22 protein-coding genes and 2 pseudogenes are annotated in these 23,263 nt (G+C 65.5%); 15 read left to right on the top strand and 9 right to left on the bottom strand.

All coding sequences use genetic code 11. From position 1 onward, the window contains the following. Window positions 1–286: 286 nt before the first annotated feature. From rsmB to QC826_RS25005, 6 genes and pseudogenes are all read left to right on the top strand, one after another. On the top strand, window positions 287–1,690 hold the full coding sequence (gene rsmB / locus QC826_RS25030) for a 16S rRNA (cytosine(967)-C(5))-methyltransferase RsmB (protein ID WP_279762925.1): 1,404 nt from the start codon (window positions 287–289) through the stop codon (window positions 1,688–1,690). Between the two features lie 88 nt (window positions 1,691–1,778). Then, entirely contained in the window at window positions 1,779–2,309 is a 531-nt protein-coding gene (locus QC826_RS25025; RefSeq protein WP_313872896.1) for a DUF4390 domain-containing protein, read from the top strand. Beyond that, window positions 2,310–4,602 (top strand): annotated as a pseudogene (locus QC826_RS25020) (ATP-binding protein). A gap of 57 nt (window positions 4,603–4,659) precedes the next feature. Beyond that, complete coding sequence (locus QC826_RS25015; RefSeq protein WP_279762923.1) at window positions 4,660–5,367, top strand: response regulator; 708 nt, start codon at window positions 4,660–4,662, stop codon at window positions 5,365–5,367. Next, window positions 5,364–5,831: a GTPase gene (locus tag QC826_RS25010; protein ID WP_279762922.1), complete on the top strand. Its 468-nt coding sequence runs from the start codon at window positions 5,364–5,366 to the stop codon at window positions 5,829–5,831. Before QC826_RS25015 ends, QC826_RS25010 begins: the two co-directional genes overlap by 4 nt. 131 nt (window positions 5,832–5,962) lie before the next feature. Next, a complete protein-coding gene (locus tag QC826_RS25005) occupies window positions 5,963–6,220 on the top strand; it encodes a DUF3567 domain-containing protein (RefSeq protein ID WP_093389890.1) in 258 nt (85 codons plus the stop codon). Window positions 6,221–6,425: 205 nt separating this feature from the next. Here QC826_RS25005 and QC826_RS25000 read toward each other — a convergent pair whose 3' ends face one another. Next, on the bottom strand, window positions 6,426–7,178 hold the full coding sequence (locus tag QC826_RS25000) for a hypothetical protein (protein ID WP_279762921.1): 753 nt from the start codon (window positions 7,176–7,178) through the stop codon (window positions 6,426–6,428). 14 nt (window positions 7,179–7,192) lie between these two features. Beyond that, the gene (locus QC826_RS24995; protein ID WP_279762920.1) at window positions 7,193–7,612 is read right to left on the bottom strand and encodes a hypothetical protein; all 420 of its coding nucleotides are present in this window, start codon (window positions 7,610–7,612) and stop codon (window positions 7,193–7,195) included. Between the two features lie 484 nt (window positions 7,613–8,096). Here QC826_RS24995 and QC826_RS24990 point away from each other — a divergent pair, with 484 nt between their 5' ends. Then, window positions 8,097–8,876, top strand: coding sequence for a class II glutamine amidotransferase (locus QC826_RS24990; RefSeq protein ID WP_279762918.1), 780 nt, complete (start codon window positions 8,097–8,099; stop codon window positions 8,874–8,876). A gap of 164 nt (window positions 8,877–9,040) precedes the next feature. Then, on the top strand, window positions 9,041–10,321 hold the full coding sequence (locus tag QC826_RS24985; protein WP_093389892.1) for an EAL and HDOD domain-containing protein: 1,281 nt from the start codon (window positions 9,041–9,043) through the stop codon (window positions 10,319–10,321). Between the two features lie 91 nt (window positions 10,322–10,412). Here the strand turns inward: QC826_RS24985 and QC826_RS24980 are convergent, their stop codons facing one another. Continuing rightward, the gene (locus QC826_RS24980) at window positions 10,413–10,790 is read right to left on the bottom strand and encodes an SPW repeat protein (RefSeq protein WP_279762917.1); all 378 of its coding nucleotides are present in this window, start codon (window positions 10,788–10,790) and stop codon (window positions 10,413–10,415) included. Window positions 10,791–10,997: 207 nt separating this feature from the next. Here QC826_RS24980 and QC826_RS24975 point away from each other — a divergent pair, with 207 nt between their 5' ends. After that, entirely contained in the window at window positions 10,998–11,663 is a 666-nt protein-coding gene (locus QC826_RS24975; RefSeq protein WP_279762916.1) for a hypothetical protein, read from the top strand. Here the strand turns inward: QC826_RS24975 and metH are convergent. After that, the gene (gene metH, locus QC826_RS24970) at window positions 11,617–15,405 is read right to left on the bottom strand and encodes a methionine synthase (RefSeq protein ID WP_409567902.1); all 3,789 of its coding nucleotides are present in this window, start codon (window positions 15,403–15,405) and stop codon (window positions 11,617–11,619) included. The genes QC826_RS24975 and metH overlap by 47 nt on opposite strands. A gap of 157 nt (window positions 15,406–15,562) precedes the next feature. Next, a complete protein-coding gene (locus tag QC826_RS24965) occupies window positions 15,563–16,252 on the bottom strand; it encodes a Crp/Fnr family transcriptional regulator (RefSeq protein ID WP_279762914.1) in 690 nt (229 codons plus the stop codon). Window positions 16,253–16,407: 155 nt separating this feature from the next. Here QC826_RS24965 and QC826_RS24960 point away from each other — a divergent pair, with 155 nt between their 5' ends. The 3 genes from QC826_RS24960 to QC826_RS24950 all read left to right on the top strand — a co-directional run bounded on the left by QC826_RS24960 (window position 16,408) and on the right by QC826_RS24950 (window position 18,473). Further along, window positions 16,408–17,163 (top strand): class II aldolase/adducin family protein, encoded by a 756-nt coding sequence (locus QC826_RS24960; protein ID WP_093389897.1) that lies wholly within the window; start codon window positions 16,408–16,410, stop codon window positions 17,161–17,163. Between the two features lie 283 nt (window positions 17,164–17,446). Beyond that, window positions 17,447–18,067 carry a cysteine hydrolase family protein gene (locus tag QC826_RS24955; protein WP_279762912.1) on the top strand — a complete coding sequence of 207 codons (621 nt, stop codon included), beginning with the start codon at window positions 17,447–17,449 and terminating at the stop codon, window positions 18,065–18,067. 4 nt (window positions 18,068–18,071) lie between these two features. Beyond that, a complete protein-coding gene (locus QC826_RS24950) occupies window positions 18,072–18,473 on the top strand; it encodes a tautomerase family protein (protein ID WP_279762911.1) in 402 nt (133 codons plus the stop codon). Window positions 18,474–18,489: 16 nt separating this feature from the next. Here the strand turns inward: QC826_RS24950 and QC826_RS24945 are convergent, their stop codons facing one another. After that, on the bottom strand, window positions 18,490–18,756 hold the full coding sequence (locus QC826_RS24945; protein WP_279762910.1) for a hypothetical protein: 267 nt from the start codon (window positions 18,754–18,756) through the stop codon (window positions 18,490–18,492). Window positions 18,757–18,847: 91 nt separating this feature from the next. On the opposite strand from QC826_RS24945, the gene QC826_RS24940 reads away from it, so the two are divergent. Continuing rightward, window positions 18,848–19,054, top strand: coding sequence for a 2-oxoisovalerate dehydrogenase (locus tag QC826_RS24940; protein WP_099415286.1), 207 nt, complete (start codon window positions 18,848–18,850; stop codon window positions 19,052–19,054). After that, on the top strand, window positions 19,051–19,299 hold the full coding sequence (locus tag QC826_RS24935) for a type II toxin-antitoxin system HicA family toxin (RefSeq protein WP_279762909.1): 249 nt from the start codon (window positions 19,051–19,053) through the stop codon (window positions 19,297–19,299). The genes QC826_RS24940 and QC826_RS24935 overlap by 4 nt, the downstream gene beginning before the upstream one ends. 37 nt (window positions 19,300–19,336) lie before the next feature. Here QC826_RS24935 and QC826_RS24930 read toward each other — a convergent pair whose 3' ends face one another. The 3 genes and pseudogenes from QC826_RS24930 to def form a co-directional block, all read right to left on the bottom strand. Then, entirely contained in the window at window positions 19,337–20,239 is a 903-nt protein-coding gene (locus QC826_RS24930) for a LysR family transcriptional regulator (RefSeq protein WP_279762907.1), read from the bottom strand. A 67-nt stretch (window positions 20,240–20,306) separates the two neighbouring features. Continuing rightward, a pseudogene (gene fmt / locus QC826_RS24925) lies at window positions 20,307–21,262 on the bottom strand (methionyl-tRNA formyltransferase). An 84-nt stretch (window positions 21,263–21,346) separates the two neighbouring features. After that, window positions 21,347–21,889, bottom strand: a complete 543-nt coding sequence (gene def / locus QC826_RS24920; protein WP_093389904.1) for a peptide deformylase — start codon at window positions 21,887–21,889, stop codon at window positions 21,347–21,349. Between the two features lie 274 nt (window positions 21,890–22,163). On the opposite strand from def, the gene QC826_RS24915 reads away from it, so the two are divergent. After that, window positions 22,164–23,261, top strand: a complete 1,098-nt coding sequence (locus QC826_RS24915) for a LysM peptidoglycan-binding domain-containing protein (protein ID WP_279762905.1) — start codon at window positions 22,164–22,166, stop codon at window positions 23,259–23,261. Window positions 23,262–23,263: the final 2 nt, after the last annotated feature.

Here is a 23,263-nt window from a genome sequence, read left to right as displayed (position 1 = left end):
ACGGCGGCCGACGGGCGAAACGGCGGCAAACGGTGGCAAACGGCGCGGCGGCGGGGCGCGCCGGCCGCGGATCGGGCAAACTGTGGCGAATCGGGACGATTTGTTGACTTGACGCAAGCAATCGCGCCGCGCCCGCCGGCAGGGGCTACAATCGACTTTGCGTGCCTTGCCGTATTTTTTGGCGGGTTTGCTGCGGATTTGCTACGCATTTGCTTGTATACTGCGCGCTCGCGCCTGCCGGCCCGTTTTTGGACCGCGCGCGGCAACAACCCAGGAACCCCAGAATATGAACAAGCGCCCGACGCTCTCCTTGAAAACCGCCGCCCCGGCCGCCGCGCCCAAGCTGCGCGCCAGCCACGCGCGGGCGCTCAAACCGGCGCCGCAGAGCGCTTTCAAGACCGGCCTGAAGGCCGACTCGCTGGCGCTGAGCCTGCTCGGCGCGGCGCAGGCGGTGGCCCAGGTGCGCACCGGCACCGCGCTGCCGCAGGCGCTGGCCACGGTGTTCGCCAAGCACGACGCGCTGCCGCAGGCGCGCGGCGCGATGCAGGACATCGCCTACCGCTGCATGCGCCAGCTGGGCCAGAGCGAGACCCTGATCGGCCTGCTGGCGCCGAAGGCGCCCGAGCCGCTGGTGGGCGCGCTGCTGGCCTGCGCGCTGGCGCTGATCACCGCGCCGGACGCCAACGCGCCCTACGGGGAGTTCACCGTGGTCGACCAGACCGTGACGGCGGCCGACGCCCACCCCGACACGGCGCGCGCCAAGGGCATGGTCAACGCCGTGCTGCGCCGCTTCCTGCGCGAGCGGCGCGAGCTGCTCGAGACGGCGCTGCAGCAGCCGCTGGCCAAGTGGAACTACCCGCAGTGGTGGATCGACGCGGCGCGCGCCGCCTGGCCGCAGCAGTGGCAGCAGATCCTCGCCGCCGGCGACGGCGCGCCGCCGCTGACGCTGCGCGTCAACCCGCGCCGCGGCACGGTCGAGGCCTACCTGGCCCGCCTGGCCGAGGCCGGCATCGAGGCCGACCGCATCGGCCCGTACGCGGTGCGCCTGGCCAAGCCGGTCGGCGTGGCGCTGATCCCCGGCTTCGCCGACGGCCTGGTCTCGGTGCAGGACGCCGGCGCCCAGCTGGCCGCGCCGCTGCTCGACGTGGCCGACGGCATGCGCGTGCTCGACGCCTGCGCCGCGCCCGGCGGCAAGACCTGCCACATCCTCGAGCTGGCCGACGCGGCCGTGACGGCGCTGGACGCCGACGCCAAGCGCCTGCAGCGGGTCGGCGAGAACCTCGAGCGGCTCGGCCTGGCCGCCACCCTGCGGGCGGCCGAGGCGCAGTCGGCCGACTGGTGGGACGGCCGGCCCTTCGACCGCATCCTGGCCGACGTGCCCTGCACCGCCTCGGGAATCGTGCGGCGCCACCCGGACATCCGCTGGCTGCGCCGCAAGGGCGACGCGCTCCAACTTGCAACACTTTCGGCCAAAATTCTCGACAATCTTTGGCAGATGCTGCGGCCCAATGGTAAATTGCTCTTCGTGACGTGTTCCTTGTGGCCACAGGAATCGGAAGCGCAGGCCGCCGCCTTCGCGCTGCGCAACGGGGCGACCCGCCTCGACGCGCCTGGCCAACTGCTCCCCGCCGGTGGACCGGAACAAGATCACGACGGGCTGTTCTACGCGCTGTTCGAGAAAAATGCGTAAGCGTGTTACCCGTCATTTCACTACGCAACCTGCGAGCATCGGCCCACACGTGACACGATTTTTCCGACTCCTCGCCTGGCAGCTGCTGATGGTGCTGGCCTGCGCGCTGCCGCGGGCGGCGCACGCCGCCGAAGGCGTCGAGATCAAGCGCGCCTACGTCGAGGCGGCCGAGGAGGGCTACCGGCTGGGGGCGGTCTACGGCTTCGAGCTCAACCACGGGCTGGAGGACGCCATCCAGTTCGGCGTGCAGCTCTACTTCACCACCGAGATCGAGTTCACCCGGCCGCGCTGGTACTGGCTCGACGAGAAGGCCATCGTGGCGCGGCAGACCTCGCGCATCTGGTACAACGTGCTGACGCGGCAGTACCACGTCTCGATCATCGGCAGCGTGCAGCAGAGCTTTTCCACCCTCGAGGACGCGCTGTTCCTGATCCGCCGGCCGAGCCGCTGGCTGGTGGCGCCGCGCGGCGCGCTCAAGCCGGGCGAAACCTACAACGTCACCGTGCGCATGGGCATCGACCGCAACTATCTGCCCAAGCCGATCCAGGTCAACGCCTTCAACAACAGCGAATGGCGCCTGGCGTCGGACAAGAAGACCTTCCAATACAAGGCGGAGTGAGTGAATAAGGCTTTGCGGTATGTGTTCGTCGTGGTCGGCGCCATCGTTAGTATCCTGCTCTTCCTGCTGGCCTCGGCGTCCGACAATTCCGGCCTGTTCGACCGCTACTACTCCTGGCTGCTGGGGCTGAACGCGGCGGTCGCCGTGGCGCTGCTGGTGCTGGTGTCGGTGTCGCTGTTCCGCCTCTACCTGCGCTTCAAGAGCGGCAAGTTCGGCTCCAAGCTGATGACCCGGCTGGTGCTGCTGTTCGCCGCCATCGGCGTGTTGCCCGGCCTGGTGATCTTCCTCGTCTCGGTGCAGTTCGTCTCCCACTCGATCGACTCCTGGTTCAACGTGCACATCGAGGAGGCCACTCGAGTCGGGCCTGAACCTGGGCCGCGCCGGCCTCGACACGGCCCTGGCCGAGCTCGACGCGACGGCGCGCAAGACCGGCCAGCAGCTGGCCGACCAACCCTTCGGCAGCGAGCCGGCGACCCTGGCGCGCCTGGTCAAACAGCAGGCCGGCATGCAGAACGCCATGATCGTCGACGCCGACGGCGGCCTGATCGTCAGCGCCCGGGCGCGCCAGAGCGGCAACCTGAGCGCCGACCTGCCCACCAGCGCCATGCTGGCGACGGCCAAGAGCGAGGCGGCCTACGGCGCCGCCGAGGGCGGCAACGAGCTGCGCAGCGACATGGTCAACCCGCCCGGCGCGCCCGACCTGGTCAACAACCTGCGCCTGCGCGTGCTGCTGGCCATCCCCGACCACGTGCAGCCCAACGGCACCCACCTGGCGCCGCGCTACCTGCAGCTGATCCAGCTGGCGCCGGCCCTGCTGGCCAGCAACGGCGAGACCATCCGCAGCGCCTACAGCGAGTACAAGGAGCGCTTCGTGGCCCGCGTCGGCCTGCGCAAGATGTACATCGAGACGCTGACCCTGACCCTGCTGCTGGCCGTGTTCGGCGCCATCGCCAGCGCCTTCCTGATCGCCAGCGACCTGGCCCAGCCGCTGCTGCTGTTGGCCGAGGGCACCCGCGCGGTGGCCGAGGGCGACCTGTCGCCGCGCCCCATCGTCGCCACCTCGGACGAGCTGGGCACCCTGACGCAGTCCTTCAACACCATGACGCGCCAGCTGTCGGACGCGCGCAGCGCCGTCGAGCAGAACCGCGCCGCGCTGCAGAACGCCAAGGCCCACCTGGAGTCGGTGCTGGCGAACATGTCGGCCGGCGTGATGGTGTTCGACAGCGAGTTCCACCTGGTCAGCTGCAACGACTCGGTCGAGCGCATCCTGCAACTGGCCGGGCCGACCCTGATCGGCCAGCAGCTCGAGCAGGTCGCCGGCCTGCAGGACTTCGGCGCGGCCGTGGTCGGCGCCTTCTCGGCGCAGAGCGCGCAGTCGGCCGCCGGGCGCGCCGCGCCGCGGCAGCACTGGCAGCGCCAGATCGAGCTGCCGCGCCGGCCCGGCGCCGCCGAGGAGCACGAGCTGACCCTGCTGACGCGCGGCTCGCGCCTGCCGGCCGAGAGCGGCAGCAGCTACCTGGTGGTGTTCGACGACATCTCCGACGTCATCTCGGCGCAGCGCTCGATCGCCTGGGGCGAGGTGGCGCGCCGGCTGGCGCACGAGATCAAGAACCCGCTGACGCCGATCCAGCTGTCGGCCGAACGCATGCAGATGAAGCTCGAGCACAAGCTCGACGGCGCCGACGCCGCCCTGCTCAACAAGGGCACGGCGACCATCGTCAACCAGGTGGCGGCGATGAAGCGCATGGTCGACGACTTCCGCGACTACGCCAAGACGCCGCCGGCGGTGCTCGGCACGCTCGACCTGAACGGCCTGGTCGACGAGATCCTCCACCTCTACAGCAATGGCGAGGGCGACGACATCATCCACCCGCAACTGGCGCCCGGCCTGCCGCTGGTGATGGGCGACGAGACCCAGTTGCGCCAGGTGATACACAACCTGCTGCAGAACGCCCAGGACGCCATGGCCGAGCTGCCCGAGGGCGCCGCGCAAGCACGCATTGACGTGGTCACCGAAGCCATTCATTATCAGGGCGCGGACGGCGCCACGCGCACCGCCGTGCGCCTGGCCATCGTCGACAACGGCCCCGGCTTCGCGCCGAAAATCCTGGCGCGGGCGTTCGAACCGTATGTCACCTCGAAGGCGCGCGGCACCGGCCTGGGCCTGGCGATGGTGAAAAAGATTATCGACGAACATGGGGGCAGGATCGATATCCAGAACCATGTCGATAGAAGTGGCGCGTCAGTGGTGATTTTGCTGTTAAAGTTAGCACCGGCGACGCAAATTACCTAACGTTTCAATGACAATAAATTCATTGCCGCAACAAGACGGCGAGGAAGGCAGGGATAGATGGCAAACATTCTGGTAGTGGACGATGAAATGGGCATCCGCGAGTTGCTCTCGGAAATTCTGAGCGACGAGGGGCACGCGATACAACTGGCCGAGAACGCGCAACAAGCGCGCGAGGCGCGAGCGGGCGGCGCGCCCGACCTGGTGCTGCTCGATATCTGGATGCCGGATACCGACGGCGTCACCCTGCTCAAGGAGTGGCAACGCGACGGCCTGCTGACCATGCCGGTCATCATGATGTCCGGCCACGCGACGATCGACACGGCCGTCGAGGCCACCCGCATCGGCGCGCTGAACTTCCTCGAGAAGCCGATCGCGCTGCAGAAGCTGCTCAAGGCGGTGCAGCAGGGCCTGACGCGGGCGCAGGAGACGGTGCGCGCCCCGGCGCTGGCACCGCGTCCGGCCGTCCCGGCGCCGGCCGAGGAGGCCAACGGCTTCGGCCAGCCGAGCCTGGTGGCGGCCGGCGTGCGCGGCGGCGCCCAGGTGGTGGCCGGCGGCGACAACCACAGTTTCAGCCTGTCGTTCGACCTGCCGCTGCGCGAGGCGCGCGACGCCTTCGAGCGCATGTACTTCGAGCACCATCTGGGACGCGAGGGCGGCAGCATGACCCGCGTGGCCGAGAAGACCGGCCTCGAGCGCACCCACCTGTACCGCAAGCTCAAGCAACTCGGCGTCGAGCCGGGCAAGCTGGCGAAAAAGAACGCGTGAACGCGGGCGTGGCGGCCGTCGGCCGCGGCGCCGGTGCGCCGGCGCCGCGGCGCGCCGTGCCGACCACCCTGGTCCACGGCGGCAACGCCGGCGTGCGTGAGGCGGCCATCGCCGCCTTGCTGCGCCCCGGCGCGGCCGACGCCGTCATCCTCGAGGGCCTGGCCGACGGCAACGGCGCGCTGGCCGAGCTCGGCCGCGCCCCGGCGGCGCCGCCATCCCCTTCATCTTCCCCTTCATCTTCCCCGTCTTCCTTCCCGCATATCGTGCGCATCGCCCCCGGTTGCCTGTGCTGTAGCGGGAATTTGGTTTTGCGCGTAACATTGAATCGTGTGCTGCGCCTCGCTCCCGCCCAGCTCTACATCAGCCTGGCCGATGCCAGCCACCTCGAACAGCTGCGCCAGTGGCTGTCCGACGCCCCCTACGGCGAGTTGCTTGCTCTACAACCCGACATCGCGGCCAGATAGCACGCCGCCTGCCCACAGATCCGCCGGCTCCGGCCGGGTAGCGCTCTCGATCTTGAAAATGGGGCCAGCGAGCCCCAAATCGATTCTGAACGGCGGAGTGCATGCTCCGTCCCTTGAGAAAAGGATGCACTATGAACCTCATCTACAACAGCGAGCAATACAGCGTGGTCGAGTTCGGCGTCGACCGCGAGTTGGACGCCCTGCGCTTCGGCGGCTACGAGATCGTCGACAAGGGCGGCAAGCGGGAAATCTTCATCGCCGGGGAGCTGGCGCAAACCTTCCGGCGCGACGTCAACGAGCTGATCGCCGGCGAACCGACCATGGCGGAGATCGACGAGTTCCTCGGCAGCTACGACTCGCTGATGAGCCAGCCGGTGCTCTTGCACTAGGCCGTGCGGTGCCCGGCCGCGCCTTGGCCAGCCATGTGATGGCCTATCAACTTGTTGGGCAAGCCGATGGCGGAGCAGTTGGCGCTATCGAAACCGTTTGAGAGGGAAGCGCGGAAAGGAGTTGCGGTCGCCCGCAACTCCTTCTTTATCCGCTTGGTTCGATGGCCGTGATCAGGTCATCTGCGCGCGGCCAGCTTCGCGTTCGCTAGAACATGACCGCATGTTCAATCGGCGCGCTGCCCACCAACTCGACCGTTGGGGCGCTGTGCACGAGCACGGCATCGGACTGCGACAAGCCGGGACCTCCTTCGGGGGCAGTGATCGGCTGCCAATGCCCACCGCCACTGCTGCCGCCGCCGCCGCCGCCGCCGCCGAAGCCACCGCCACCAGCACCGCCGCCAAATCCGCCACCAAAGCCACCAAAGCCGCCGCCACTTCCTGGCTCCCCTCCGCCACTTTCAGATCCTGGAACACCCTGGGACATTTTATCGAGTGCCTTCTGGAAAATAGAATCAATCATTGATTTCGGTAAAAGAATATCCCCAAAGCCCGGTGTTGCTCTCGACGTAATGTCAACCGGAGTCACGCCAAAACAAGCTCCTACCGTTGAAAAGACAGAGTTGCTATTATGTCCGCCAAAAGAGTTGAACATATTATATTGGATATTCAATGCATTTATTTGACTGGCGCACTCCAATCCTGCAGACCATAAGGCGTCAATTTTTGCTTGACTTCCCTCTATTTGGACGGCGTGCGGCGTATTAGAGTTAAAAGGAATTCCAGTTGTTGTATCTGCAATTAAACTCCCGCCAATACTTGTGGTGCTAATTTGCCCATTTGAGTCGATTTGCCATCCATTAATTTGGCCAATGACTTGGCCAGCGTCATCAACTTTTAACCAGCAATAGTGGGCGCCAACACCCATCGCCGGAATATATGCCTCAACAATTTGTGCCATATTAATTCTATATTTTATTTTCTTTTACTGTCAACAATCAAAAATACTGCGAATGGCTTTGATCCGGCATCAACTGTTACGGTAAAGATGTCGGTTATGTCATTCCCCGGTAGGCTGCTTCCATCACTACTCTCAAGTTTATGTCTCAATGTGCCGGAATATTTGCAGATTAAATGATCTTCGTGGCCGCAATTAAATCCAAGTGCTTCCATTTTTCCAGAAATATTATCAGCGTTCAATATATCTGGTCGATTGATAAGTTTTTCTAATGATGATTTAACATATTCATTCCCTGTCCATACGTTATTAATTATTACCTTTGAAACCTCACTGTTTCCCATTTCTGATGCGTCTAATTTTATTTTTGGTTCCAGTGCGCAGCCAGTCAATAGGAATGCAAAAATAATTTTTGCCGTTATTGGATTTATTTTCATTTATGGTTCGCGAAGTCAAAGTTAAATTTATATTTTGGGCGTTCTCAAGAACCAAGTGCGACACCTTTGCTGTAAGGTGCCACCATAGTGAGAACCAAAATTGTCTATTTCAGCCGCTGTGAGGCTGACTGGATAGTATTGCCAATACAGCCCCAGGCGGTTTTCCGCTGCTGTCACTTGCGCACCGGTATGCGACAACTCGATTGCCATTTCTTAAATTATTTTTAAATAAATCATTTCTAAACAATAACATAAAAATTACCATTTGGAAATTATTTTCAAATCGATTGGCGCGCACCGAGTTCCCACTGTTCGGCCGGCCCATTTTTCGTGATTTGTTGGAAGTGTTGGCGACCCGGCCTGAGCATATTGGTCGTGGAGTGCTGCTGGTAGTTCGACAGACTGCTAGCGGCGGCCGGCGCATGGTAAGGTGCTGCCGTGGGATGCCGTTCGGCATCCCGTCTTTTTCGCAGCCGGAACGACCATGTGCCAACTTCTTGGAATGAACTGCAATGTCCCCACCGACATTGTCTTTAGCTTTACCGGCTTCGCCATGCGCGGCGGCCACACCGACACCCACCACGACGGCTGGGGCATCGCCTTCTTCGAGGGCGCCGGCGTGCGCCACTTCGTCGACCACCAGGCCGCCATCGCCTCGCCGGTGGCCGAGCTGATCAAGCGCTACCCGATCAAATCGACCAACGTCATCGCCCACATCCGCAAGGCCACCCAGGGCCAGGTGGCGCTGGAGAACTGCCACCCCTTCGTGCGCGAGCTGTGGGGGCGCTACTGGGTGTTCGCCCACAACGGCGACCTGAAGCAGTTCGCGCCCACCCTGGACGGCGCCTTCCGCCCGGTCGGCAGCACCGACAGCGAGCTGGCCTTCTGCTATCTGCTGCAACAGCTGCGCCGCCGCTTCGGCGACAGCCGGCCGCCGCTGGCGGACCTGCGCGCCGCGCTGGCCGAACTGGTGGCCGAGATCGCCGTCCACGGCACCTTCAACATGATGTTGTCGAGCGGCGAGGAGTTGTTCGCCCACTGCTCGACCCAGTTGTTCTACCTGGTGCGCCAGCATCCCTTCGTCACCGCCGAGCTGTCCGACGAGGACGTCAGCGTCGACTTTTCCCAGGTCACCACGCCGAACGACCGTGTCGCCATCATCGTCACCCAGCCGCTCACCACCAACGAGCGCTGGACCGCCTTCGCGCCCGGCGAACTGAAGTTGTTTGTCGACGGCGTGCCGCAGGCGGCGCCGGCGGACTGAATTGTCCACAATTGTCCAAAACAAGCCCGGAAGTTGATGCCAAAACGTTAGTTAAAGGGAATAAATGGGGTAAAGTAGCGCTTATTCTCAGCATTGCCAACCCGTGGCTTGTGGTAGCGCTATCGCCGTTATCTCGGGTCAATCGAACAGAGTGACAGATTTCCATGATTGATATTTCCAGCAATGATACGAGCCTGAAGAGTTTGCGCGTGCGCGAATTCTATCTGGGCCGCCAACCGATCCTGGATCGGAACCAAGCGCTGTTCGGCTACGAGTTGCTGTTCCGCAACGCGCCGGTCGGCCCCGCGAATATCAGCAGCGACCTGAGCGCCACCGCCTCGGTGATCGCCCACGCCGCCCAGCTGGGCATGGAAAAGGTGATCGGCGACGCGCTCGGCTTCGTCAACGTCGACGCCGACGTCATCATGAGCGACATCTTCAGCTTCCTGCCGCGCGAAAAAGTGGTGCTCGAGGTGGTCGAGACGATGAAGGTCAGCCAGCCGGTGCTCAACCGCATGGCCGAGCTGGTCGGCCTGGGCTTCTCCTTCGCCCTCGACGACGTCACCCTCGACACCGGCCATGTGCAGGCGCTGTTGCCGCTGGTCGAATACATCAAGATGGACATGCGCGACATGCCGCTGTCGACCCTGATGAAGCTGGCGCCCCGCTTCAAGCAGGACAACAAGAAGCTGGTGGCCGAAAAGGTCGAGACGCGCGAGGAGTTCAAGAACTGCCTGGACCTGGGCTTCGACTATTTCCAGGGCTATTACTTCGCCAAGCCGGTCATCATGAGCGGCAAGAAGCTGTCGCCGTCGCAACTGGCGGTGATGGAGTTGATGACCCTGGTCACCTCCGAGGCCGACAACCTGGCCGTCGAGCGCGCCATCAAGAAGGACGTCTCGCTGGCGCTCAACCTGCTGCGCCTGGTCAACACGCCGGCCGTCGGCGTGCGCCAGCGCATCGATTCGTTGAGCCAGGCCGTGACCATCCTCGGCCGCCGCCAGCTGCAGCGCTGGCTGCAGATCATGCTGTACGCCGAGCCGGCCAAGCGCGGCCACAGCATGACGCCGCTGCTGATGCTGGCCACCACCCGTGGCCGCCTGCTCGAACTGCTGGCCAACAAGCTGCGCCCGAGCCAGCGCAACGTCGCCGACGTCGCCTTCACGGTCGGCATCATGTCGCTGATGGACACGCTGTTCGGCATTCCGATGGCGGAGATTCTGACGCAGATCCCCGTCAACGACGAGGTGGCCGACGCGCTGATGTTCCGTGGCGGCTTCTTCGGCGACCTGCTCAAGCTGGCCGAATGCATCGAACGCATCGAGGAGTTGGAGGACCACATCGTGCCGACGCTGCGCGACCTAGCCATGTCGACCGACGAACTGGTCGAGCTGGAGATGGCCGCCTTCGAGTGGAGCGACAACGTGGTGCGCTACGCGCTGTAAATCGCCGCCGATGCGGACGCAACGCGCAACGGCGCCGCCTTCCCAGCGGCGCCGTTGTCGTTTGCGGCTCAAGTGGCGCCCTGCGGCCTCGCTAGGTGGCGTGGCCGGCGCCGGGCCAGTGTTTGTGCAGCTCGGGGTCGGTGCGCATTTCCCAGATGGCCAGCACGGCCACGGCGATGCCGACGATCAGCGCGCCCCACATCAGCGGGCGCTGGTCGGCCACTTTCAACACCCAGGGCGACACGGCCACCCAGATCCCCACGAGGAGGTTGAGCACCACCGCCCAGAAGAAGGTCTTGTACAGGTCGAACGCGGCCAGCACGGCGATCACCGCGCCGGAGATGAAGGCGTTCCAGGCCTCGGGTGAGGGGATGGGGTAGCTGAAGATCCAGGGTGTGATGAACAACCACAGGCCCAGCAGCAGTATCAGCTGGTCTTGCCATCGTTTGACGGGTGTAGTGGTAGCCATAGTGCCTCCTTTAACATTGAACAATGCCGATGCCGGCGGTGTTCATGTTTAGTCCCGCGCGGGCAAAAAAAGTTCAGCAGGCGGCGCCGGCTTGGGCTGGAAGGAAAATATATTTCCTGACGGTAAAGTTTTCTGGAAACATTCCGTTACATAAGCATAGCGACCGGTTTTTTCCGTCTTGTTTTCCTAAGCCCTGAACCTTTATTGATGACAATATCCATCAAATCCCTGATCGCGCATTGCGTCAATCAGGTGATCCGCCAGCACTATCCGGTGCAATATTGCTCGTTGTGCCACGTCTACGCCATCGTCGGCGCCAACCTGATCAGCATCGTGCTCGACCGCGTTTACCGGCCGGTGGCCGGGCTGGCGGCGGTCGACTGCGGCGGCGGCCAGCTGATGCGCATGGCCGACAACGCCGCCTTCGCCAATCCGACCGGCGGCGCCTACCACTGCTGGATCGAGTCGGCCGACCGGCACGGCGGCGACGACGTCGACGTGGTCGATCTGACCTTCCGCCACAACCACACCTATGCCGTGAAGAACGACTTCACCTGGCAACGCGAACTGCCGCCCGACTACCTGTGGGGGCTGCGCAGCCAGATCGTGCTGCAAGCCGACATCGATGCGCTGCCCGAGTCCTTCCCCGACGGCACCGTCTGGCTGCAGGAGACCGACGAGGGCTGGGGCTGGATGATGGACCAGCTGGCGGCCCACCAGAACGCCTTCGTGGCCTTGACGGCCGAGGCGCTCAAGCTGCTGCAGGCCAGCCTGCCGCCCGACTCCGCGCTGCTGCCGGCGGCACCGGCGGCAAGGCCCGGGGCGCTTAGGACAGGTTCGGCGCCAGCCAGCGCTCCAGTTCCGATTTGCTGACACCGCGGCGGGCGGCCATGTCGTCCAGTTGGTCCATGCCGATCTTGCCGACCACGAAGTATTTCGACTCGGGGTGGGCGAAGTAGAAGCCCGACACCGCCGCGCCCGGATACATGGCGAACGATTCGGTCAACTCCATGCCGATCTCCTCGGCCTGCACGGCCTTGAACATGTCGGCCTTGACGGTGTGCTCGGGGCAGGCCGGGTAGCCCGGCGCCGGGCGGATGCCGACATACTTCTCGGCGATCATCTCGTCGTTGCCCAGCGTTTCGTTGGCGGCGTAGCCCCACAGGTCCTTGCGCACGCGCTCGTGCAGATACTCGGCGAAGGCCTCGGCCAGACGGTCGGCCAGCGACTTGAGCATGATCGACGAGTAGTCGTCGTGGGCGTCCTCGAAGCGTTTCTCGTACTTCTCGATGCCCAGGCCGCTGGTGACGGCGAACATGCCGATGTAGTCCTTGACCTCGGAGGGTTTGCCATCAACGAGCTTCGGCGCGATGAAGTCGGCCAGGCACTGGTTGGGCCGCTGCACGCCGTCCACCAGCGGCTTGACGCCCTGTTGGCGCAGGCCGTAGTAGGTGAAGGCGACGTTGTCGCGGCTGTCGTCGGTGTAGATCTCGATGTCGTCGTCGTTGACGCTGTTGGCCGGCAGCAGGGCGACGACGCCGTTGGCGGTCAGCCAGCGGCCGTCGATGAGTTTCTTCAGCAGCGCCTGGCCTTCTTCATAGACCTTGCTGGCGGCCTCGCCGACCACCTCGTCGGTGAGGATGGCGGGGAAGGGGCCGGCCAGGTCCCAGGTCTGGAAGAACGGGCCCCAGTCGATGTACTGGGCGATGGCGGCCAGGTCGACGTTCTTGAAGACGCGGCGGCCGATGAACTTCGGCTTGCGCGGCGCCATCTCGCCGTCGAACGGCACCACCATCTTGTTGGCGCGCGCGGCGGCCAGCGACAGGATCGGCAGCGCCTTCTTGTTGGCGTGCTGCTCGCGGATGCGCACGTAGTCCTGTTCGATGTCGTCGATGTACTGGTCGCGGCTCTCCGGCGTCAGCAGCGACTGCGCCACCGACACCGAGCGCGAGGCGTCCGGCACGTAGACCACCGGGCCCTCGTAGTTGTGGGCGATCTTCACCGCCGTGTGGGCGCGGCTGGTGGTGGCGCCGCCGATCAGCAGGGGGATCTTGAGCATGCGGAAGTGCGGGTCGCGCTGCATCTCCTTGGCGACGTGGGCCATCTCCTCGAGCGAGGGGGTGATCAGGCCGGACAGGCCGATGATGTCGGCGTTCTCCAGCTTGGCGCGGGCCAGGATCTCGGAGCAGGGCACCATCACGCCCATGTTGACGACCTCGAAGTTGTTGCACTGCAGGACCACCGAGACGATGTTCTTGCCGATGTCGTGGACGTCGCCCTTGACGGTGGCGATGACGATCTTGCCCTTCGGCTTGGCGACGATGCCGGTGCGCTTCTCCTCGGCCAGCTTTTCTTCTTCGATGTAGGGGATCAGGTGGGCCACCGCCTGCTTCATCACGCGGGCCGACTTGACCACCTGCGGCAGGAACATCTTGCCCTGGCCGAACAGGTCGCCGACCACGTTCATGCCGTCCATCAGCGGGCCTTCGATGACGTGGATCGGGCGGCCCTTGGCGGCCAGCACCTGCTGGCGCATCTCCTCGGTGTCCTCGACGATCCACTGGGTGATGCCGTGCACCAGCGCGTGCGACAGGCGTTTTTCCACCGTGCCCTCGCGCCATTCCAGGTTCTGCGCGTCCTGCTTGCCGGCGCCCGCCTTCAGGGTGCCGGCGATGTCGATCATGCGTTCGGTGGCGTCGTCGCGGCGGTTCAGCACCACGTCCTCGACGCGCTCGCGCAGCTCGGCCGGGATGTCGTCGTAGACGCCCATCATGCCGGCGTTGACGATGCCCATGGTCATGCCGGCCTTGATGGCGTGGTACAGGAACACGGTGTGGATGGCCTCGCGCGCCGGGTCGTTGCCGCGGAAGCTGAACGAGACGTTGGAGACGCCGCCGGAGATCTTGGCGTGCGGCAGGTTCTGCTTGATCCAGCGGGTCGCGTTGATGAAGTCGACCGCGTAGTTGTTGTGCTCCTCGATGCCGGTGGCGATGGCGAAGATGTTCGGGTCGAAGATGATGTCCTCGGGCGGGAAGCCGACCTGCTCGGTCAGCACCTTGTAGGCGCGGGCGCAGATCTCGGTCTTGCGCTCGAAGGTGTCGGCCTGGCCCTTCTCGTCGAAGGCCATGACGATCACGGCGGCGCCGTAGCGGCGGCACAGGCGGGCCTGGCGGATGAACTCCTCCTCGCCCTCCTTCATCGAGATCGAGTTGACGATGGCCTTGCCCTGCACGCACTTCAGGCCGGCCTCGATCACCGACCATTTCGACGAGTCGATCATGATGGGCACGCGCGAGATGTCCGGCTCGGAGGCGATCAGGTTGAGGAAGCGGGTCATCGCCGCCTGCGAGTCGAGCATCGCCTCGTCCATGTTGATGTCGATCACCTGGGCGCCGTTCTCGACCTGCTGGCGCGCCACGCTCAGGGCCTCGTCGTACTGCTCGTTGAGGATCATGCGGGCGAAGGCCTTCGAGCCGGTGACGTTGGTGCGCTCGCCGACGTTGACGAACAGCGAGCTCTCGTCGATGGTGAAGGGCTCCAGGCCGGACAGGCGCTGCGCCACCGGAATGGCCGGCACGGCGCGCGGCGGCGTGGTGGCCAGCATCTGCGCGATGGCGGCGATGTGGTCCGGCGTGGTGCCGCAGCAGCCGCCGGCCATGTTGATGAAGCCGGCGTCGGCGAACTCGCGCAGCAGCGCCGAGGTGTCGGCCGGCAGCTCGTCGAAGCCGGTGTCGCTCATCGGGTTGGGCAGGCCGGCGTTGGGGTAGATGCAGACGAAGGTGTCGGCGATCTGCGACAGCTCCTCGGCGTAGGGGCGCATCAGGGCGGCGCCCAGCGCGCAGTTCAGGCCGATGGTCAGCGGCTTGGCGTGGCGCACCGAGTTCCAGAAGGCCGGCACGGTCTGGCCCGACAGGATGCGGCCGGAGGCGTCGGTGACGGTGCCCGAGATCATCAGCGGCAGGCGCGGCGTGGCCGGGTGCTCGCTGAAGTACAGGTCGATGGCGAACAGCGCCGCCTTGCAGTTCAGGGTGTCGAAGATGGTCTCGACCAGCAGCACGTCGGAGCCGCCCTCGACCAGGCCCTGCACCTGCTGGTGGTAGGCGGCGACCAGTTGGTCGAAGGTGACGTTGCGCGCCGCCGGGTCGTTGACGTCGGGCGAGATCGAGGCGGTCTTCGGCGTCGGGCCGAGCGCGCCGGCGACGAAGCGCGGCTTGTCGGCGCTGCTGTACTTGTCGCAGGCGGCGCGCGCCAGCTTGGCGGCGGCGACGTTCATCTCGTAGGCCAGGTGGCCCATGTGGTAGTCGTCCTGGGCGATGGTGGTGGCGCCGAAGGTGTTGGTCTCGATCAGGTCGGCGCCGGCCGCCAGGTAGCGCTCGTGGATCTCCTGGATGATGTGCGGCTGGGTCAGCGTCAGCAGCTCGTTGTTGCCCTTGACGAAGAGCTCGCGCGCACCGCTGCCGGCCGGCGCGGCGAAGTCGATGAAGCGCCCCTCGGCGCCGCCACGGTAGGCCATCTCGTCGAGTTTGTACTGCTGAATAATCGTGCCCATCGCGCCGTCGAGGATCATGATGCGGCGCGCCAGGATCTCGCGCAGCTGGGCATCGGTCTTGGACATGGCGGAAGGGGACGCTTTGTTATTCATTTGACACTTTCTTTGGGCGGAGGGGCAGGCGCGCGCATGGTCTGGCGGCGGTCTAAAATTATACGGCATCGCGCCGTATGCTTCAGGCCGGCGCGGCATTCCAACAACAACAGCGGCGCCGGCGCCGCCCTCAAGCGTCGCGCAGCGCGGCCAGGCGCGGCGCCGACAGCACGTCGATATAGCCGTAGCCGAGCGCGATCAAGCCCTCGGCGGCCAGCCACTTCAACTCTTTCGACAGGGTCTGCCGGGTCAGCCCCAGCATCATCGCCAGCGACTCCTGCGACACCGGCACGCGCGCGCGCGGCAGCGGCGACATGGTGGCGTCGCCGCGCGCCAGCAGCAGCAGGCGGCGGGCGACGCGGGCGCGGGTCGAGCGCAGCGTGACGTCCTCGACGATGCCGTACAGCAGGCGGATGCGCGCCGCCAGCATGGCCGCGATGGCCTGGGCGAAAGGGCGGCGGCGCATCAGCGCGTCGAAGGCGGCGCGCGGCAGCAGCAGCACCTCGGCCGCGCCCAGCGCTGTGGCGTCGTGGGTGCGCGGCTGGCCGTCGATCAGCGAGATCTCGCCAAACCAGTTGCCGCTTTCGAGCACCACCAGGATCGCCTCCTTGCCGTCCTCGCTCAACGACGACATTTTCAGCGTGCCCGACACCAGCGCGTAGAAGCCGCCGGCCGCGTCGCCCTGGCGGAACAGCATCTCGCCCGGCTGCAGGCGCTGGCGCTCGGCGCCGCTCAGCATGCGCTTGCGCTCGGCTAGCGGCAGCGCGGCGAACCAGGGGGTGGCCGACAGCGGCGCGAGCAGTTCCAGGTTCGAGGCCATTTTGGCGAAATGTAAAAAATTTGACAGTTGCCAGTATAAGCCCGGAGTAAGGTGGTGGCTCTGCGCATCGGCCCCGGCCTGATCCAGCGCAAGGCCGCAGCAAGCTTGGTACAAACCCGGCGGCGCCACCACCCACCCCATACGGAGACAAACACATGGAAATCCCCTCGGTCCGACACCTGGTCAGCGATGAAGAATGGCAGTTGCGCGTCGAGCTGGCCGCCTGCTACCGGCTGGCCGCCGCCTACGGCTGGAGCGACCTGGTGTTCACCCACATCAGCGCGCGCATTCCCGGCCCCGAGCACCACTTCCTGATCAACCCTTACGGCTTAATGTTCGAGGAGATCACCGCCTCGTCGCTGGTCAAGGTCGACCAGCGGTGCAACAAGCTGCTCGACTCGCCGTTTCCGGTCAACCCGGCCGGCTTCGTCATCCACAGCGCCGTGCACGAGGTGCGCGACGACGCCGGCTGCGTCATCCACACCCACACCCGCGCCGGCGTGGCGCTCAGCGCGCAGCAGGGCGGCGTGCTGCCGATCTCGCAGCAGTCGACCTTTGTGCTGGCCTCGCTGGCCTACCACGGCTACGAGGGCGTCGCCTTCCGCGACGAGGAGAAGCCGCGCCTGCAGGCCGACCTGGGCCGCGCCAACTTCCTCGTGCTGCGCAACCACGGCCTGCTGGTGGTCGGCAAAACGGTGGCCGACGCCTTCCTCGCCATGTACACCTTCGAGAGCACCTGCCAGATCCAGCTGGCGGCGCAAGCCGGCGGCCCGTTGACCATGGTGGCGCCGCAGATCGTGCAGGGCGTGGCCGAGGCGATGCGGGTGCAGACCGGCGGCCTGGGCGGCGCCTTCGTCTGGCCGGCGCTGGTGCGCAAGCTGGAGCGCCTGGACCCCGGCTACAAGAGCTGAGAGCGGCGCCAAGAAACCCCTGCGGCCAAAATCTAGGGTCAGACCCTAGGGTCTGACCCTGGCTCTTTGCCTTAGGGTGGTTTTGGAGCCGCCGGCGCCTTAAGTAAGCGGCATCAAGCCCCTCTGCTTTGAACGCAGAAATTATGGCGACCAAATCGACAATCACGCTGCTGTTTCTGTTATTTGTGCGAATTCAGCACAAGTAATGTGCTCGCCGACGGCTGGTGCGGCGGCGGGCGGACCCATAAGATGGCTGCACTCACCCATCAAAAAGGAATCCGCCATGTCCCGCACCATCCGCAGCATCGCCGGCCTGCGCGCCGCCACCAGCCTGGACGCCGCCAGCACCGCGCTGGTGCTGATCGACTTCCAAAACGAGTACTACAGCGGCCGCCTGCCGATTCCCGACGGCCTGCCGGCGCTGCGCCAGGCCGCACGTCTGGCCGCGCTGGCCGACCGCCACGGCATGCCGGTGTTCCACATCCAGCACATCAACCCGGCCGGCGCCGCGCTGTTCGCCGCCGGCGGCGCGCTGGCCGAGATCCACACCGAGCTGACGCCGGCGCCGCGGCACCACGTGCTGCACAAGAGCACCACCAGCAGCTTCGCCAGCACCGACCTGCACGCGCAGTTGCAGGCGCGCGGCATCAAAACCCTGATCATCGCCGGCCTGATGACGCACATGTGCGTCTCCACCACCGCGCGCGACGCGCGCCAGTTCGGCGCCAGCAGCTACAACGTGATCGTCGCCGCCGACGCCTGCGCCACACGCGACATCGACAGCTGGAACGGCGGCGTGACCAGCCACCGCGAGCTGCACCACGTCACGCTGACGGCGCTGTCGGACAACTTCGCCGACATCATGCCGACCGCCGCCATCCTCGACCTCACCGTGAAGGCCTGACATCATGCCCATCCTGAATGTGACCCTGTCCAGCGCGCCCGATGCGGCGCAATCGAGCCGCATCGCCGCCACGCTGACGCGGCTGACCAAGCAGTTGCTGCTGAAGGACGAAACGCTGACTGCGGTAGCGATCAACCACGTCGCGCCGGCGCATTGGTTCATCGGCGCCACCGCGCTGGCGGAGTTGGAGAAGACCACCTTCTTCCTCAACATCCTGGTCACCGACGAGACCAACACCGCCAGCCAGAAGGCGGCCTACATCGCGGCGGTGTTCGCAGCGATGGCCGAGGAGCTGGGCGATCTGCACGAGGTCAGCTACATCCACGTCCACGACGCCCGCGCCGCCGCCTGGGGCTATGGCGGCTTGACGCAGCAATACCGCGCGGTGAAGAAAACGCTGGGCTGAATCCGATCAGACGGCGCTAGCGCTTGCGTGTGAGCGGCTTCTCGAGCCGGTGGGCGGCCATGCCGTCCTCGTAGTAGTCGGCGTACTGGTCGAAGATGCGGTAGCCACGGTGTTGGAACAGGCACAGCGAGGCGAGGTTGTCGTGGCGGATTTCCAACCGCAGGCGGTCGCAGTCGCGCTCCAGCGCGGCCTGTTTCCGCGCGATGCCGTATCGTACTTCATGCCGTCGACGATACAGCGCAGGAAGGGCCGGTTGCGCCTGGCGCAGTTTAGCCCGACGCAAAAGGCGCCTAGGATTTCGCGAAGGAGTGGCGGTCCGGCGTATGATGTCTCAATGCGTTAAAACACATATCCATGTGATGAAGGGCTTAGCCATGAATGAAATACTCTTTCTCGTTGAGGAGGCTCATGAGGGGGGATTCCTTGCCCGCGCCATGGGGCAATCCATCTACACCGAGGCGGATGACGTCGAGTCCTTGCACCGGCAAATTCGGGATGCCGTGCGTTGTCATTTCGACGAGGGGAAAGGGCCAAAACTTATCCGTTTGCATTTCATTCGTGAAGAAGTAATTGCGGCATGAAAATGCCGCGCAACCTTTCTGGTACGGAGCTTATTGCAGCTCTTGAAAAGCTAGGTTACTTGAAAACACGCCAAGCCGGCAGTCATGTTCGGCTGCTGACCTCTGAAAGTGGCGAACACCATTTGACCGTGCCGTTACATGATCCATTGAGAGTCGGGACGCTCTCAGCGATTCTTGCGGATGTCGCTCAGCATCACGCAATGACGAGGGAAGAATTGCTTTCCAAGTTGTTCGACAGGGATTGATCGTTACTCGTGCGGAACCCGGTGGCCTTGTGTCTCTTCAGTCCCAATCGCGCTGCTGATACAGCGCGCTGGCGAAGTCGACGAACGCCCGCACCTTCGGCGACAGGTGGCGGTTCTGCGGATACAGCACGTACAGCTCGCGCGGCCGTATGGTGTAGTCGCCCAGCACGCGCACCAGCTCGCCGCGCCGCACGTCCTCGTGGACGATGAACGAGGCCGTGGTGGCGATGCCGGTGCCGGCCAGCGCCGCCGTGCGCAGGGCGATGCCGGTGTTGGCGCGCAGATTGCCCTTCACCGCCACCGTCTCGCGGGCGCCGTCGGCGGACGTGAAGCTCCACTCGTTGGGCCGCTCGGCCAGCGTGTAGGTCAGGCAGTTGTGGCGCAGCAGATCGCTCGGCACGGCCGGCGCGCCGTGCTCGCGCAGGTAGGCCGGCGAGGCCACCAGCATCACCTGGCTGCTGGCCAGGCGCTTGGCCACCAGGGTCGAGTCGGGCAGGTCGCGGGTGAGCCGCAGGGCGACGTCGAAGCCTTCCTCGATCAGGTCGACGATGCGGTCGTTGCAGACCAGGTCGATGTTCAGCTCGGGATAGCGGGCGATGAATTGCGGCAGCCAGTTGGCCAGCTCCAGCGTGCCGAAGGCCATCGGCGCGTTGATGCGCAGGCTGCCGGTGGGGCGCGCCTGGTGCTGGCCGACGGCGCGGTCGGCGTCGTCGATGGCGTCGAGGATCTGCCGGCTGGCCTCGTAGTAGTCCTTGCCGGCGCCGGTCAGCACCAGGCGGCGGGTGGTGCGGTTGAGTAGTTGCGCGCCGAGCTGTTGCTCCAGCTGGCGGACCTGGCGCGAGACGATGGTGTGCGAGATGCCGAGCGCGTCGGCGGCGGCGGTGAAGCTACCGAGTTCCACCACGCGCCGCAGCGCGCGCATCGCGGCCAGTTGATCCATCGGCGCCGCTCAGCGAAGAGGGCGACGCGGTGGATGGCAGGCGAGGGCGCGGCGGGCGCGCCCCGCCTCAGGCAAAGCGCAGCCCCTCGAGCGGGAAGCCCTTGATGAACTCGGCGGCCGGCAGGCGCTTGCCGCCCGGCTTTTGCAGTTCGGTCAGGCGCAGCGAACCGGCGCCGCAGGCGACCACGATGCCGAGCTGGGCGTCGGCGGCCAGCACCTGGCCGGGCTCGAAGCTGCTGTCGGCCTCGATCGCCTCGGCCGCCCAGATCTTGACCACCACGCCGTTGACCAGCGCGTGGGCGCCGGGGAAGGGGTTGAAGGCGCGGATTTTCAAACCGACCTCCAGCGCCGGCAGGGTGAAGTCGAGCGCCGCCTCCTCCTTGCTGATCTTGGCGGCGTAGGTGACGCCGGCCTCGGGCTGGGGCACGGCCTCCAGCTTGCCCTGCTCCATCTTGCGCAGCGCCTGGACGATCATCTTGGCGCCCAGCGCGGCCAGGCTGTCGTGCAGCATGCCGGTGTTGTCGTGCGGGCCGATGGCCACGCGCTCCATCAACAGCATCGGGCCGGTGTCCAGGCCTTCCTCCATCTGCATGATGGTGACGCCGGTCTCGTCGTCGCCGGCCTCGATGGCGCGGTGGATAGGCGCGGCGCCGCGCCAGCGCGGCAGCAGCGAGCCGTGGATGTTCAGGCAGGGCTTGATGTCGAGGGTGGCGCGCGGCAGGATCAGGCCGTAGGCGGCCACCACCATCACGTCGTAGTCGGTGGCCAGCAGGCGCGCGTGGGCGGCCAGGCCTCGGCGGCGCGCTGCGGGTCCTTGCTGTCCATGCGCAGCGACAGCGGCTGCAGCACCTCGATGCCCTGGCTGAGCGCGAACTGCTTGACGGCCGAGGGCTGCAGGTGCAGGCCGCGGCCGGCGGGGCGGTCGGGCTGGGTCAGCACCAGCGGGATCTCGAAGCCGGCCTCGTGCAGGGAGCGCAGGGCGACGGCGGCAAATTCCGGCGTGCCGGCGAAGATGACTTTCATGGTGTTTCCTTTGTGTTGCACTGCGCCGGCGCCGGCCGCGCGCGTGGGCCGGCCGCTGGCGCGGCCGTTCGAATCAGCTACCGCTCAGAAGCGGCGGCCCTGGGCGCGCAGCATCGCCTCGCGTTCCAGGCCGCGCTCTTCCTTCAGCATCTTGGTCTTGATGCGGTTGCGCTTGAGCGGCGACAGGTACTCGACGAACACCTTGCCCACCAGGTGGTCCATCTCGTGCTGGATGCAGACGGCCAGCAGGCCGTCGGCTTCGACTTCGAAGGGTTGGCCCTTGACGTCGAAGGCGCGCACCTTGACGCGGGAGTGGCGTTCGACGCCGTCGTAGACGCCGGGCACCGACAGGCATCCCTCATCATAGACCTCCATCTCGTCGCTGGCCCAAATGATTTCGGGGTTGATGTAGGCGACCAAGGCGTCCTTGGTCTCGGACACGTCGATGATGACCAGTTGTTCGTGCACGTCGACCTGCGAGGCGGCCAGGCCGACGCCGGGGGCGTCGTACATGGTCTCGGCCATGTCGGCGACGAGTTTTTCCAGGCGCGCGTCGAAGGCGGCGACGGGTTTGGCGATCTTGTGCAGGCGCGGATCGGGGTAGCGGAGAATATTGAGTATCGACATACGTATTTGCTGGTAATGAATAGGAATGGGGTGGAGCGGTGCGCGCTGCCGTCCCTGTGCACAATGCGGGTGCCGCGCCGTGTGCCGCAGCGCGTTTCGCTTGCTAGTTCAGGGTTTTATGGGCAGAATTTGATTCAGTTCGGCAAGCCTTATCATCCAAGAAGTCGATAGGGTAGCGTGTTCATGCTGTCTCTTGCTCTGTGGCGGGCGGGGCGTTTTGGCCCAGCCGTCGGGCGTTCGGCCTTCCGTCGTGCGGCACCTAACGGACATATTAATGAAAAATTTTAGCACAGTCGGCGCCCGCCTAGGGTTTGCGGCCTTGTTTTGCACGCTGACGGGCGGCGCGGCGCAGGCGCTGGAGTGCGCCTTCCGGGCCGACGCGCCGGACCAGCACACGGTGGTGGTGGGCGACACGCTGTGGGGCATCGCCGGCAAGTTTCTCGACCGGCCCTGGTGCTGGCCCCAGGTGTGGGGCATGAACCGCGAGCAGATCCGCGACCCGCACTGGATCTATCCGGGCCAGGTGGTCTACCTGGACCGCGCCAGCGGCCAGCTGCGGCTGGGCCGCCGGCTCGGCGCCGGCGGCGCCGGCGAGCCGGCCGCGCTGCGCCTGTCGCCGCGGGTGCGCACGGAGGGGCTGGGGCAGGACGCGGTGCAGTCGATTCCGTCCGGCGTCATCGAACCCTTCCTGACCCAGCCGCTGATCGTCGAGGGCGACGAGCTGGCCGCTGCGCCGCGCGTCGTCGCCACGCAGGAGGGCCACGTGTTCCTCGGCAAGGACGACAAGGCCTATGTGCGCGGCGACCTGAAGGGCGGCACCTCGTTCCAGGTGTTCCGTCCGGGCAAGCCGCTGAAGGACCCGGTCAGCCAGGCGGTGATCGGCACCGAGGCCTTCTACCTGGGCACGCTCAAGCTGCGCCAGGAGGCGCGTCCGGGCAGCGAGGTGCACACCTTCGTCGTCACCAGCGCCAAGGAGGAGATGGGCGTGGGCGACCAGCTGATGGCGGCGCCGCCCACGCCGATGCGCAACTACGTGCCGCATCCGCCCGAGCAGAAGGTGGCGGCGCGGGTGGTGGCGGTGTACGGCGGCGTCACCCACGCCGGGCAGAACCAAGTGGTCAGCATCAATCGCGGAAAGCTTGACGGGCTCGACATCGGCGCCGTGCTGCAGCTGTACCATGCGGGGAAGACGGTAGTCGATCCGGGCGCCAGCAAGGGCTGGCACGGCATGGGCAAGCCGCAGGTCAAGCTGCCGGACGAGGAAGTGGGCAGCTTGTTCATTTTCCGCGTGTTCAAGCATATCTCTTACGGCCTGATCATGCAGGTGACCGAGCCGGTCGAAGTGGGCGACGTCGCGCAATCACCGGAGTAGGC

The sequence above is a fragment of the Rugamonas sp. DEMB1 genome (genome assembly GCF_029834475.1).
In the GTDB taxonomy this organism is placed as follows: domain Bacteria; phylum Pseudomonadota; class Gammaproteobacteria; order Burkholderiales; family Burkholderiaceae_D; genus Rugamonas; species Rugamonas rubra.
Note: the sequence above shows the minus strand (reverse complement) of the source record. Positions and strands in the feature narration are given on the sequence as shown.